This window comes from Paenibacillus sp. LS1 (assembly GCF_026013365.1).
GTDB lineage: Bacteria > Bacillota > Bacilli > Paenibacillales > Paenibacillaceae > Paenibacillus.
In genome coordinates this window covers 298,840-312,064 of the sequence record NZ_JAPDOE010000002.1, presented here as the reverse complement: position 1 = coordinate 312,064, position 13,225 = coordinate 298,840, and the positions used below count along the sequence as shown (strand labels likewise).

Annotated in this window: 11 protein-coding genes; 10 read left to right on the top strand and 1 reads right to left on the bottom strand. The window is 49.2% G+C overall.

Translation table 11 applies throughout. The features are described from left to right. Nucleotides 1–109 precede the first annotated feature (109 nt). The 7 genes from OM416_RS10770 to OM416_RS10740 all read left to right on the top strand — a co-directional run bounded on the left by OM416_RS10770 (nucleotide 110) and on the right by OM416_RS10740 (nucleotide 9,465). Entirely contained in the window at nucleotides 110–385 is a 276-nt protein-coding gene (locus OM416_RS10770; RefSeq protein WP_017689071.1) for a WXG100 family type VII secretion target, read from the top strand. Nucleotides 386–543: 158 nt separating this feature from the next. Continuing rightward, on the top strand, nucleotides 544–2,622 hold the full coding sequence (locus OM416_RS10765; protein WP_264929205.1) for a hypothetical protein: 2,079 nt from the start codon (nucleotides 544–546) through the stop codon (nucleotides 2,620–2,622). A gap of 33 nt (nucleotides 2,623–2,655) precedes the next feature. Then, nucleotides 2,656–3,408, top strand: a complete 753-nt coding sequence (locus OM416_RS10760) for a vWA domain-containing protein (protein ID WP_017689069.1) — start codon at nucleotides 2,656–2,658, stop codon at nucleotides 3,406–3,408. Nucleotides 3,409–3,418: 10 nt separating this feature from the next. Continuing rightward, complete coding sequence (locus OM416_RS10755) at nucleotides 3,419–4,261, top strand: hypothetical protein (RefSeq protein WP_264929204.1); 843 nt, start codon at nucleotides 3,419–3,421, stop codon at nucleotides 4,259–4,261. 411 nt (nucleotides 4,262–4,672) lie between these two features. Then, nucleotides 4,673–5,479, top strand: coding sequence for an SDR family oxidoreductase (locus OM416_RS10750; protein WP_264929203.1), 807 nt, complete (start codon nucleotides 4,673–4,675; stop codon nucleotides 5,477–5,479). 144 nt (nucleotides 5,480–5,623) lie between these two features. After that, nucleotides 5,624–8,143, top strand: a complete 2,520-nt coding sequence (hrpB, locus tag OM416_RS10745; RefSeq protein ID WP_264929202.1) for an ATP-dependent helicase HrpB — start codon at nucleotides 5,624–5,626, stop codon at nucleotides 8,141–8,143. A gap of 719 nt (nucleotides 8,144–8,862) precedes the next feature. Beyond that, a complete protein-coding gene (locus OM416_RS10740) occupies nucleotides 8,863–9,465 on the top strand; it encodes a general stress protein (protein WP_264929201.1) in 603 nt (200 codons plus the stop codon). 173 nt (nucleotides 9,466–9,638) lie between these two features. Here the strand turns inward: OM416_RS10740 and OM416_RS10735 are convergent, their stop codons facing one another. Next, the gene (locus OM416_RS10735) at nucleotides 9,639–10,040 is read right to left on the bottom strand and encodes a YidH family protein (RefSeq protein WP_145146967.1); all 402 of its coding nucleotides are present in this window, start codon (nucleotides 10,038–10,040) and stop codon (nucleotides 9,639–9,641) included. A 64-nt stretch (nucleotides 10,041–10,104) separates the two neighbouring features. Here OM416_RS10735 and OM416_RS10730 point away from each other — a divergent pair, with 64 nt between their 5' ends. From OM416_RS10730 to OM416_RS10720, 3 genes are all read left to right on the top strand, one after another. Beyond that, entirely contained in the window at nucleotides 10,105–11,253 is a 1,149-nt protein-coding gene (locus OM416_RS10730; RefSeq protein WP_264929200.1) for an acyltransferase, read from the top strand. Between the two features lie 355 nt (nucleotides 11,254–11,608). Next, nucleotides 11,609–11,983 (top strand): helix-turn-helix transcriptional regulator, encoded by a 375-nt coding sequence (locus OM416_RS10725; RefSeq protein ID WP_036609188.1) that lies wholly within the window; start codon nucleotides 11,609–11,611, stop codon nucleotides 11,981–11,983. Nucleotides 11,984–11,985: 2 nt separating this feature from the next. Further along, on the top strand, nucleotides 11,986–12,993 hold the full coding sequence (locus tag OM416_RS10720) for a Gfo/Idh/MocA family protein (protein WP_264929198.1): 1,008 nt from the start codon (nucleotides 11,986–11,988) through the stop codon (nucleotides 12,991–12,993). Nucleotides 12,994–13,225: the final 232 nt, after the last annotated feature.

The window sequence follows — 13,225 nt, the reverse complement described above, 5'->3', positions numbered from 1 at the left end:
AAATGGGGTAAATAGGATTAGGTCCTTCGGCTTTTGTCCGATCGATCCTGGTATAGTACAATTTGAACAAGTTAAAATTTAATTGCACAAACCAAGGAGGAATTTACCAATGGCAGGACGCATTTTAGTTACCCCAGAGCAGCTTGATCAGGTTTCCAACCAATTTAAACAAAGCGGTGAGCAAAGTCAGCAAATCGTATCTACATTGACTCAATCCATCACAAGCATGGAAGGACAATGGGAAGGTATGACGAAGCAACGCTTCTTCCAGGAGTTCCAAGAAGCTAGCAAACAAATGCAATCGTTCGTTCAAACGCTGAACAGCATCAGCGCTGAACTTACAGCTATTGCTAACAAATTCCGTACAGCTGACCAAGCTCGTTAATCTGCTTTACATAGATCAGGCCGATGTGAAGTCTGAATTCGTCCTGAGTTATAGGTGGGTAGCAAGCTGAAGATGTACAACTACAGCAAAAACCGGGCGTTTTCACAACACCCGGTTTTTGCTGCAACTATGACACTAGGACAGAGAGAGGGATAAGCATGTCTTTTCAACCAAATCCCGGGGATGAAGTGGTGATTAACGACATTGCCTATACGATTGGGCAACATCCGGCTGCGCCGGGTCTGGCGTATGCCCAAGCCGGAAGGCAGGGGATTGTTTATCAGTTAATACCCCGAAATGGTTCCATTCATGGGGCCAAAGCACTAAAAGTGTTTTTTCCTAAATTCCGTATTCCGGCTATGGTATATCAGTCTGAGCATATGGAGTCCTATAGTGAACTGCCAGGTTTGCAGGTATGCAAGCGTGATGTGCTCACTCCGGAAAGAAACGGAGCGCTCATTGGAAAACATTCCGATCTGTTATATGCGGTGTTGATGCCATGGGTGCAAGGTCAGACCTGGTTCGATGTGATTAGCGATCAGAGACAGCTGACAGCAGAAGAGAGCTTGAAGCTGGCCAGAGCGCTTGCCGGAACAGGTTCGGCTATGGAGCAACGTGGACTGGCTCATTGCGATATGTCCGCTCCCAATGTAATGATTCCGTTTTTTTCCGAAGTGGAGAACTTGGGGAAGACGTCTGCGGTTGAACTGGTGGATGTCGAGCAAATGTACGGTTCCAAGATGGATCGTCCGGATGCCCTGCTTGCCGGGTCACCCGGTTATGCGGCCCATCGAACAGTGCACAGTGGTTTGTGGAGTCCATATGCCGACCGATTTGCCGGAGCCGTTATTATTGCTGAAATGTTAAGCTGGTCGGACCCTGTGATTGTAGAGAAAGCGTGGGGCGAAAGTTATTTTGACCAACATGAAATGCAAACGGTCAGTGAACGGTATTATGCGATGCGGGAGTCCCTTGAGAAGCGTTGGGGTCCTAAATTGTCTGAGCTGTTTATTCGCGCTTGGGAAAGTCACGATCTGAGCAGTTGTCCGACGTTTGGGGAGTGGTATGTTGCGCTGGCTGCGGTAGATGTGCATCAGGCCAATGTGGCATCTGCTGCGGCATCGGAAGAAGAAGGCGCTAATCAGCAGGAAGCTGTTAATGCGAATCTGAATAAGAACTCAGAACCTGCAAGTGAAACGTTGAATGCTCAAAACGGGAACAATCCCCAAACGCAGCACTCTCCCGATCAGGAAGCGGTTGTGAACCGCCTGTTCCTGCAAGCAAGAGCCCTGGAGGACGAAGATAAACCAGCGGCTGCACTGGAAGTGTACCGCTCGTTGTATCACTTCATTCCTCACAACAGTGCGATGCAGATGGAAGTAGAAGCTGCAATCAAGGAACTGGATGCGAAGCTCAATCCGAAAGAAGACACAGATAAACCAGTACCTGTGCCATTCTACAGATCCAAAAAGTTCATGATCTCCTCTGCTGTGCTTATTGTATTGCTGGCAGGTGGTGTGCCAACGGTCAAAATACTCGCCGATCAGGCAGAGGTTAAGCAGCAAGAACAGCAGGAAGCCATACGACTGGCAGAGGTCAAGGCTGCGGAAGAGGCGGAAGCTGCGAAGGCGGCTGCACTCAAGCAACAGGAAGAGCAAGAGAAGCAAAAGGCTGCGGAGGCCGCAAAACTGGACGCAGAGGAAAAGAAAAAACTCGCTGAAGCCAAGCAAAAGGAAGCTGAAGCGAAGAAAAAAGAAGAAGAACGCAAGGCATTACAGGCCAAGTACGACAAACAGGCAAAATATGAGGCTTATCTGGTGAAGCAGGAGCAGCAGAAGAAAGAAGCTGCCAAGAAAGCGGAGCAGGAAAAATACGATAAACAGGCAAAATATGAAGCTTATCTGGTCTGGAAAAAAGAGAATGATGCCAAGCTTGCCAAACAGGAAGCGGATCGTAAAGCGGCAGCTGAAGTTAAACGTCAGCAGCAGATCGCTCAGAAAGCCGCGCTCAAGAAAAAGCGTGCACAAAATGTGGTCACGTTGATTGCTCATTACAATAAAACGTATAACGCGCAAAAAGGCAGAAAAATTGAAAATGCGGAATCGTATGCCCGTGATTTCAAAAATCTATATAATACCGATGCTGCCTATTTCAAAGGTGTCGGCAAAGTGGCCGCTCGAATGAGTGCCATTAATAAATTCCTGAGCAACACCAGTTATACGTTGCCCAACTTATAAAATAACTTGAACGATGGAGGTGACTCACCTTAGATGAACTACACGATTCAAGCTTCGCAGCGTACACCTGCACTTATTATCTATTTAATTGATATTAGCGCCTCCATGAATATGGTATTGGAAAATCGTCGGCGGATTGATGTCGTCTATGATGCTTTATCTCTCGCGATCCGCCAAATGGTATTTCGGTCCACCAAGGGAAATCGACTGACACCTCGCTATCGGATAGCCATATTAGCTTATAGCGATGATGTATATGACTTGTTGAACGGAATCAAAGGGATTGACGAGATCGCTGCAGTTGGTTCTTTGCCTGACCTGACGCCGAGACGGTTTTCGGATTCTGCGAAGGCTTTCCTACAGGCTGAGAAGATACTACAGGCCGAAATTCCGAATATGCAGGATTGTCCTGCGCCACTCGTATGCCACATGACGGATGGGGTAGCCACAGGTGAAGATCCTGAGCCTATTGCGAAAAGAATCATGGGCATGAGTGTGCCGGACGGCAATGTACTGGTGGAGAATATTTTTATATCCGATCATCTATTGGAAGGACCGATTGCTGAACCTAGAAGATGGAAGGGAATCTCTTCAGAAACGAATCTTCAGGATGAGCATGGAGAGAAGCTGCGCAATATGTCATCCGTCCTGCCCGAGAGTTATCGGGAAATGCTTGTTGAAGCTGATTATTTGCTCGCACCCGGTGCACTCATGATGCTGCCAGGTACCTGTGCAGAATTGGTATCGATCGGGTTCCAGATGTCCGCTGCTACGCCTGTGAGATAGGAGGGGAATCATGAGAGCAATACGTTTGGCAACAATGTCTGCTGGAGATAAGGGGGGCCATGCCGAGCAACGGCATGGCAACTTTCGCTATGTGAGTGTACAGACCGATGAACAGCCACTAACCCGCTATCAGGGCAAATTCAAGTGCAGGTATGGTTATGGCAGAGCCGCAGAGACGGTTAATCAGGGAGATACCGGACAGGACTTTGCTGCAGTCCGTATGAATGGGAATGTCTGCAATTTTGTATTATGTGATGGTGTAGGCATGAGTTATCTGGGAGACTTTGCAGCACGTTTTCTGGGGAATGCTTTGTTAGACTGGCTGGAAACGACCCAACACCCGACGCAAGAGGGCGTTGAGCGTCTTCTGCATGATCTTACCCTCCCTGCATCTGAGCAACTGGAGAAATTACAGCCACTTGATAGTTCTCCTCTGTTGCTGCGTGAAGTGTTGATGGAGAAGCGAAGCCGGGGCAGTCAGGCCATGTATGTGTGTGGACGGATTGAGCTTACGGGAGGAGGCCGCAAAAGCCGTGTGTGGCTTGCGTGGCAAGGAGATTCACGTATTCGCCTCTGGCGTAATAACCAGGAACAGTCTGACATGTTCCAGGCACATTGCAAGACGAATGAGCGTTGGTCCACACTTGAAGGACCTATCGGTGGTAAGCCGCACATCTGCGAGATGAAAGGGTCCGTAGGCGATTCACTGCGTCTTCAGTTATACACGGATGGATTAAATGATCTGGATGCCATCCAAGCTTATGTGCCCGATGAACACATTCAGGTACTGCTGGATGCTACACATACCGGCGGTCTTGAAGATGATGCCGCTTTCATTGAGCTGGAATGGTGAGTGCCAGTTATAAATTTATGGACCGATCCTGATGTTGCTGTCACATTGGCGTAGATCAACGGTGAAAAAACTTGCTGGTGTTGATTTAAAAGACACTCTTTTTGGGTAATCTTGTGAAGAATTGACTTTAAGTACGTGTTCAAAAAGGTCGCTTTTCAGTACCAAGAAGATGGGATAAAGCTAGAAATGGAGTAGCGGAGCGTAGATAGAGCTACGTGAGCAACCGCAATGTTTCCGAAGGAAACAACCTTCGTAAGCCCACACTTATTTCGGCTGAATTCCATATTCGATGCTGATGGTGCCGTTAGGCACCTTTCGTAATCAAAAGCGGACTTTTTGAACAACCTCTTTAACGATGAGCTTGAACGTACATTCTTACATAATTGCTAAAATGAAGGAGTGGAATGGATAATGACACAACATAACAGCAAGTCACGTTTCCAAGGCAAGGTTGCGATTATTACCGGAGCAGGCTCCGGAATTGGGAAGGCTACTGCGGTCAAGCTGGCAAAAGAGGGTGCCAAAGTTGCACTGTTTGATCTGGTGAATGATCGAATCTCGGAAACGGAAGCTGAGATTAATGCGCTGCAGCCTGGTGCGGCAAGAGCATTCGATGTAGATATCTCCGACCCGGCACGTGTGGAAAAGGCAGTGCTCGAAACCGTGGAATTATTCGGCGGTTTGGATATTGTTTTTGCCAATGCGGGGATTAACGGAGTATCGGCACCCATTGAGGAAATTCAGGTTGAAGAGTGGCAACAGATTATAACAACGAACCTGAATGGTACATTTTTTACCGTTAAATATGCATTGCCTCACTTGAAAAAACGGGGCGGCGGCAGCATTATCATCACGAGTTCCATCAATGGCAATCAACGTTTCTCAAGCTTTGGCATGTCGGGGTACAGCACGTCCAAGGCAGGGCAGGTTGCATTTGCGAAGATGGCTGCGCTTGAGCTGGCGAAGTTCAAGATACGTGTAAACGTGATCTGCCCAGGAGCGATAGCGACCAATATCGATCAAAGTACGGTCAAAACGGATGATTTGCAGCAAATCATTATTCCAATGGAGTTCCCGGAAGGACAGCAGCCACTTGCGGACGGGCCGGGTCAGCCGGAACATGTTGCGGATCTGGTAAGCTTCCTCGCATCGTCCGAATCCAGACATATCACCGGAGCAGAGATCGTGATTGATGGTGCCGAGTCATTGCTGAGCTAAGTGAGCATTCTGGATAAATTCATTTTTGCTGAAATAAGTGTGTCTGCGATAGTCGTTCCTCTGGAACGGCTTTTTTTGTTATAATGCTAACATTCGAATAGTGATGCCGAAGAGCAGTAGGGTACATTTATTAGGAGCGATCATATGCATATAGAGTTACCGATACGAGAGATTATTTCGGAGTTAAAACAATTATTTCGGGATCAAGATACAGGTGTGTTAATTGCAGAGCCGGGGGCGGGAAAAACAACTGTTGTACCGCTGGCTTTGTTGGAGGAGCCGTGGGTTGCGGGACGGAAAATCATTATGCTGGAACCCCGAAGGCTGGCCGCACGTTCGGCTGCGTCGAGATTGGCGGCTACACTAGGGGAAAAAGCTGGGCAAACCGTAGGGTATCGTGTACGCATGGATACACGGGTGAGTCAGGCAACACGCATTGAAGTTGTGACGGAAGGGGTATTGACCCGAATGTTGCAGCAGGATCAGGGCCTTGAAGACACGGCGATGATTATCTTCGACGAATTCCATGAGCGTCACCTACATGGGGACTTGGGCTTGGCCCTGGCATTGGAATCGCGAGCGATGTTACGTCCGGATCTGAAACTGCTGGTGATGTCGGCAACCCTTGACCCTGTTCCAGTGTGTACACTGTTGGGAGAAGGAACGAGATCAATTCACTGTCCGGGCCGCACGTTTCCGGTGGAAACACGATATGTGCCAAGACCGGCAGCTATGCAGCTGGAACAATTCACGGCTCAGACGGTGACCAAGGCATTGGCCGAACAGGAGGGGGATGTGCTTGTTTTTCTTCCTGGGGCAAGAGAAATACACCGTACAGAGCGGGAGTTATTAAACGGTTCTCTTCCTGTACATGTGAAGGTTCATTCCCTGTATGGGAGTATGCCGGTGCAACAACAGGATGAGGTCATACGCCCGGCGGCTGAGGGCTGGCGGAAAGTGGTATTGTCTACGTCCATTGCGGAATCCAGTCTTACGCTGGCTGGCGTTAAAGTTGTGGTGGACGCGGGGCTGAGCCGAGCATCGGCATTCTCGCCGCGTACGGGCATGAGCCGGCTTGTTACCCTGCCGGTGTCCAAGGCGTCAGCCGATCAACGGCGGGGGCGTGCGGGGCGAATCGCCCCGGGGGTGTGTTACCGGCTATGGAGCGAAGAGGTTCATGGGGGACTGCCTGAGGCAGCTCGCCCGGAGATCACTTCCGCGGATCTTGCGCCGCTGGCGCTGGAGCTTGCCGTCTGGGGTGTCCAGTCCCCAGCAGAGCTGCAATGGCTGGACACCCCGCCTGACGCCGCCTACGGCCAGGCACAGGCGCTGCTGCGCCAGCTGGGCGGCCTGGACGACGCAGGCCGCATCACGCCCTTCGGGCGGCGGATGAACACGCTGGGCGTGCATCCGCGACTGGCCAGCATGTTGCTCCGCGCGGCGGAGCTTGGGCTGGCCAGCTACGCCAGCATGCTGGCGGCACTGCTGCAGGAGCCTGCCGGCCTCCGCAGCAGTGGCAGTGCAGGCGCGGGCACGGACCTCCGCCCGCGCGTGGAAGCGCTGCTGACCGCGGACAGCAGCGGCATGCCGCAAGCGGCAGCGGCTGCCCTAGACGGCGCGGCCGTGAGGCGCATGCTCCAGGAGAGCCGCCAGCTACGCTCGGCGCTCGGCCCGGCGGCCGATCCGGTGCGGCCGGATGAGGACAGCTGCGGATTGCTGCTGTCCTTCGCCTATCCGGACCGGATCGGGCAACGCCGGGAGGACGGCCGCTATCTGCTGAGCAGCGGCCGCGGTGTACGGCTCGCAGCGACAGAATCGCTGAGCCGTTCAGCGTATCTGGTCGCAGCCGAGGCAGACGACCAGGGCGCAGATGCGCGCATCCTGCTGGCTGCGCCGTTGCAGGAGCAGACATTGTTGCAGGCAGGTCAGCACCTGATGAACAATGAAGTGCAAGTGGCCTGGGATTCTAATACACGCAGTGTGCGGGCACACAAGAGACTGCGTATCGGAGCCCTTGTCATCAAGTATAGCAGTATTGCACAGCCGCCTGAAGATCAGGTGCTGGCAGCACTGTTAACAGGAATACGAATGGAAGGGCTGGATTGTCTGCCCTGGACAAAAACATCCAGACAACTTGCGGACAGGCTTCGGTTCTTGCATCTTCATCTACCCGAGTGGCCCGACCTGATCGAAGATGATCTGACTGAAGAGTTGGCAGAACATCTTACGCCTTATCTGACAGGCATGCGATCGGCAGCCGATCTGAAGAGATTATCGATGCATGATGTATTACTAGGCGGATTAAGCTGGACGCAGCGACAACAACTGGACGATGAAGCACCGACGCATATACAGGTGCCAAGTGGTTCACGTATTCCCGTGGACTACAGCCGACCGGAGGACCCTGCGCTGGCGGTGAGACTACAGGAGATGTTTGGACAACAGGAGACACCACGTATTGGTGGTGGGCGAGTTCCGTTGACCATCCACTTGTTATCACCGGCCCAGCGACCTGTACAGGTCACACGAGACTTGGCCAATTTCTGGAGAGAGACGTACTTTGACGTCAAAAAAGATCTGAAAGGTCGATATCCGAAGCATTACTGGCCGGACAATCCACTTGAAGCAGTCGCCACAAATCGGGCCAAACCACGGGGTAAATAGATGAATTACTTCGTTTTTCGATATCAACGATTGGGTTCCCAAAAAGCGCGCATCATTAGGCTCAGACTCTCCTGAAAAACCTTCAGTTTTGAAGCTGATCGATAATTCACTACCTTGAAAGAATCACTCTCTAACCAGGGCGTGTCTCAAAACTCGCTGAAGTACATCTCTTATCGCCTTATCGTCCCATGCTGCGTCACCTTCCCCTTGACGTGCCCTGGCACGCCTGCCGAAAGCCGGAGCGTAACTGAACGTGTCTGGAGCAGAACATGGAGCGGGAGCGCTAACGAACCTGTGACGTCTTATTCAGCGATTTGAAGCACCTGCAGCAATCTAAGGAATCTGAAACACGCTATATTCGAAAAATCAGCCGTTTACAGCGTGTTCATCAGGTGATTTTGGTAAATAACGTGTCTCAGGTTCCTTACAAAATAAAATGAGGACCTGAAGGTTAAATAAGACGTCCTCAGTTCCTTAGAAAATCGCCTGAACAATTCGCCAGAATCGGCCAGCCTGGACTTCATGATGTTTTGGACCCTGACATCCCTCAACGTATTACATGCCTGAATTGAAGGCACATCCTGATGAGGCATGAAAAGGAATGAACCTCAGCAATTACTTGCTAGCAACACATATTATATTGACTTGCAAGCGTTTGAAAGAAAACAAGGCGGGTAATAACATAGCGAACCACTCAATAAGATGAGGAGGGATTCACTATGCAGAAGAAAATCGTAGGTGTGTTTAATACAGAACGTGAAGCATCTCAGGCTATCGAGGGTCTGAAAGCACAAGGATTCACTTCAGACGAAATCTCCGTTGTTACGCAGGATCGGGATGAATTGAAGGCGATTCGGGAAGAGACGGGTACCAAAGCCCCTGAAGGCGTGGCTGCGGGTGCAGCAACAGGTGGTGTACTCGGTGGCGTAGCCGGCCTGCTCGCAGGTATCGGTGCACTGGCCATACCCGGCATAGGACCAATTCTGGCCGCAGGCCCTATCGCAGCAGCATTTACCGGTGCAGCTGTGGGTGCAGGAGCTGGCGGATTGGTGGGTGGACTGGTTGGTCTCGGTATTCCGGAAGAGGATGCCAAACAGTATGAGGAGTATGTACAGAATGGCAAAATCCTGTTGCTCGTAGACTCTACGGATCGGGACACGGATGTGTATGATGTGTTCAGCAGCAACAGCCAGTATAATCGGGACAGAGACCAAGTACATGGTGGAGATGTGGCTGCCGAACGTCCGGACCTGGATATGGAAGAACGCAGATTGGAAGCCCAAACCAAGGCAGCGCGATTTGGTAACAATACATTTCTCTAATCGTTCTACAGATTCGGTTGATATGTAATAGAACTCAATGACATAATACCTGCAAATGGAATGACATATATGATCCACCAGATGGTCATTAGCCGGTTTCCTTAAGGGAAGCCGGCTTTTGTCCCTGTTTGTGACATTGGGCATCAATAATGGCGGATGGTGTTTTTACCCAGTCAGGCAGGGAATAACAATACATAGAGCAATACAGCCAAAGCGAGTCCAATCACCAGTAGCATCATGGTCAGAAAACGAATTAATCCGGTTGACGCCTGATACGTTTGCTCATTGATTTGTGTACGCTTCCGATGATAGGCTGCTGCCGAATACACAATGATGGATATACCGCCAACCAGTGAAGTGATACCGGTAATAATGGCGGCAATATGTGCAAGACGATCATACGCCGAGGAGTTAAAACCAAATCCGGCAGCAAGAAAGCCGATGCCCGCCATGGCAATGCCGGTGCGAACCCAGGCTAGAAAGGTTCGTTCGTTAGCCAGATGCTGCTGAACATATTTGGAGTCGATCGTGGCGATGTCCTTGTCAGCTAAAGAAATATGAATCCCCCCGTTCATCAGATATACGGCTTCATTTTCATTATATCTCTTATCGTAAAACCTAGAAAGGACGGCTGAATGTATGTCTCGCAGAGAACGAATTACAGAAATCGAGAGCTTAAGGGGACTGGCCTTTGCAGCGGTGGTTCTTCAGCATTCCATCGCACACTACTCTCTGGTACCGGAAACGAAACTGGAGGATGGCGTGTTATTGGCTATACTGCTGATGCTCTCCAAATTTGCAGTTCCTTTGTTCATCTTCATAACAGGGATGGTACTTTTTTATAACACGGGAGACAAGCTGCATTACGGCAAGTTTATGAGAAAAAGAGTAACCGACGTCATCGTGCCTTATCTCATCTGGTCACTTATTTACTTTACACTAGCACCGCGGGGCTGGACCGGATTTGGATGGAATGACATTCCAGACTTAGGCTTGAAGCTGATTACTGGCAAAACAACTTCACACTTTTGGTACATTATTATGCTGATTCAGTTTTATCTTTTATTTCCGCTCTTCTTGCGAGCCATTCGTTATGTATATAACCGCTACGAGGCCAAGGGGCGTATGATCGCTCTGCTTATTTCGGGCTTAGTGTATCTAGTGCTCGCAGATCAATTAGGCAACATTGCCAAATTCATGGGCTGGCTGAATATTCCGGTACTGACAGATGCGTTTACAACGTATGCAGACCGCAATTTCCTCTATTTCTTTATTTATTTTGTGCTTGGTGCAGCCGCGGGCTTATCCGTCCAGCATTGGAATGAATGGATTCATCGATTGCGCTGGATATACTGGACAGTGTTTATTGTTCTGGGTCTGCGGTTTACTTATTTATTAATGCTGGAGTTTCAGAAGCCGGAGGGAATCAAAATTACGTTCTACACGGTCAGCTTGATCCGCCCTGATATGGCACTCTTTCTGATCGCTTCCATTATGGTCATGTACCAGTTGGCCGGAAAACTTCATAACCTCAGGGCTACACGATTGCTGGGATGGATTGGTGGTGTATCGTATGGCGGTTATCTGATGCATATGTTGATGCTGCGGTATAGCTACATTCCGGATGAGTTGTTTTACGTTGCTATGGGCTGGAACCCTGTCGTTCGAATGATCATCACCTGGTTGTTGGCTCTTACATTATCCTGTGTAGTGACATGGCTTATCTCGCGTGTAAGCTGGGGCAAATGGATTGTGGGAACCGTACCGAAGTCTGTCCGTGATAAATGAATCCATCAACATATGAAAAATTCATAATAGATGACCACAGCCGCACAGGAGTGTACGGGCGTTCGGAAGTATAGACAAATTGAACCGTTTCGATCTATAGCCAGCCTTGCTTGAAGCAGCTAAAGGTATTATGAATTTGATTCTTTTGAATGAAAATTAAAATTTCATTACATGAAAAATTCATAATAGAAAATCATTTTCCGTGCTTCCCTCAGGTTAACGCGTATTCACACGATTTCTTGCTCGCCCTCCTTGAAGATGGATAAAGGGGAGGCAAAGCGGAGAAAGATGGCAGAACCCGAACATAAGTTTTATAATACTAGATATATAGGTTCTGACAGGAGGGGGAATGAACGTGGCTTTTATGATTGCACAGCGGGCATTTATTAAGCTGTATCTGATTACGATGGTTGAACAGCACAGGGGATATGGTTACGAGATGCTGGAGGCGATGAAGCAGGAATTCAAAGACTACGGTTATGTACCACCCCAGAGCGAGGTATATCGGGCATTACATGAATTGGTACAACAAGGTGTATTTTATCGCACGAAGAAGCTGAAGGGTAACGATCCGAAGGTCGATTTTCAGGAAATCGTTTTATATCATTTTACGGATGATGGTGCGGAGAAAGCCGAATTATACAAGAAACAGGTCAAAACAGATCTGGATCGTTGTCTAGGCATGTTACACAAGGCAGAAGAGGACAATTACGGTACGAAAGGAAGATGAGCATGAATAGACAGTTACAGTGGGGTGTACTCGGTACGTCAACCATTGCCAAAAATGCAGTCATTCCGGCGATCCAGCAGTCCGAACGTGGTGAGGTGCTGGCGATTGCCAGCCGTAGCAAGGAAAAGGCGGAAACCCTTGCCGAAGAACTCGGCATTGCCAGATCGTATGGCAGTTACGAAGAACTCATCGCTGATCCAGACATCGAAGCCGTCTATATTCCTTTACCTAACCATATGCACAAAGAATGGACCATCAAAGCTGCGCAGGCTGGCAAACACGTGTTGTGCGAGAAGCCTGCTGCCCTGAATGCAGATGAATCGGCAGAAATGATAGAGGCATGTCAGCAGCATGGCGTTCTTTTTGCAGAAGCGATAATGTATCGATATCATCCCAAGCACAGACGTGTGCAAGAGATTATAGCCAGTGGAGAGATTGGTATCGTCAGAGCTATCCATGGCAACTTTACTTGTAATACTGCTGATGATAAGGAGAATGTAAGGTTCAAAAGAGAGATGGGCGGCGGATCATTATTCGATCTAGGCGTTTATCCGATCTCGGCCGCCCGGATGTATCTGGGACAGGAGCCGGAAGCGGTGACGGTACACGCGCTATTCTCGGACGAGCATGATGGCGTCGATATGATGGCATCCGGACTAATAGAATTTCCGAATGCGGTAGCCTTAACTTTTGACTGTGGCATGTGGGCTTCAGGACGAGCGGAGATGGAGATTCTCGGTACAGAAGGGAGAATTGAACTGCCAAAAGTGTTTGGTTGGGAGAACAGTGATATTCCACCTCAAATTATTGTGCACACGGATTCTGTCAGCCGTGAGGAGCGTGTATCCGTGTCGAATTCCTATGTGCTTCAGGTAGAGACGTTCGCAGCGGCTGCACTTGAAGGAGAGGCTTTGCCTTTCAGTCCGGAAAATACCATTCAGAACATGCGTGTCATTGATGCGTGCCTGGAATCGGCGCGAACTCGTCAACGTGTGCAGCTGATCGATTAGACCAATTCAAACCAGACCAAACATACTAGAAAATGCAGACTCCATCTTTAGGATGAGAGTCTTTTTTTCTATCTTAAAATGTTAGAATTATAATATTTTACAATTAAATCGTCTTCATTTGATATTTATACCAAAATCATGTGATATAAATAGTCATGGGATGACTTGTTTACTATAATCTAGCAGAACGTACAACTAGACAGTTACAGCTTGCACAATGCATATGTGGCAA

Coding starts and splice junctions, on each gene's coding strand:
- OM416_RS10770 (WP_017689071.1), top strand. CDS start 110: ATGGCAGGACGCATTTTAGTTACCCCAGAGCAGCTTGATCAGGTTTCC.
- OM416_RS10765 (WP_264929205.1), top strand. CDS start 544: ATGTCTTTTCAACCAAATCCCGGGGATGAAGTGGTGATTAACGACATT.
- OM416_RS10760 (WP_017689069.1), top strand. CDS start 2,656: ATGAACTACACGATTCAAGCTTCGCAGCGTACACCTGCACTTATTATC.
- OM416_RS10755 (WP_264929204.1), top strand. CDS start 3,419: ATGAGAGCAATACGTTTGGCAACAATGTCTGCTGGAGATAAGGGGGGC.
- OM416_RS10750 (WP_264929203.1), top strand. CDS start 4,673: ATGACACAACATAACAGCAAGTCACGTTTCCAAGGCAAGGTTGCGATT.
- hrpB (WP_264929202.1), top strand. CDS start 5,624: ATGCATATAGAGTTACCGATACGAGAGATTATTTCGGAGTTAAAACAA.
- OM416_RS10740 (WP_264929201.1), top strand. CDS start 8,863: ATGCAGAAGAAAATCGTAGGTGTGTTTAATACAGAACGTGAAGCATCT.
- OM416_RS10735 (WP_145146967.1), bottom strand. CDS start 10,040: ATGAACGGGGGGATTCATATTTCTTTAGCTGACAAGGACATCGCCACG.
- OM416_RS10730 (WP_264929200.1), top strand. CDS start 10,105: ATGTCTCGCAGAGAACGAATTACAGAAATCGAGAGCTTAAGGGGACTG.
- OM416_RS10720 (WP_264929198.1), top strand. CDS start 11,986: ATGAATAGACAGTTACAGTGGGGTGTACTCGGTACGTCAACCATTGCC.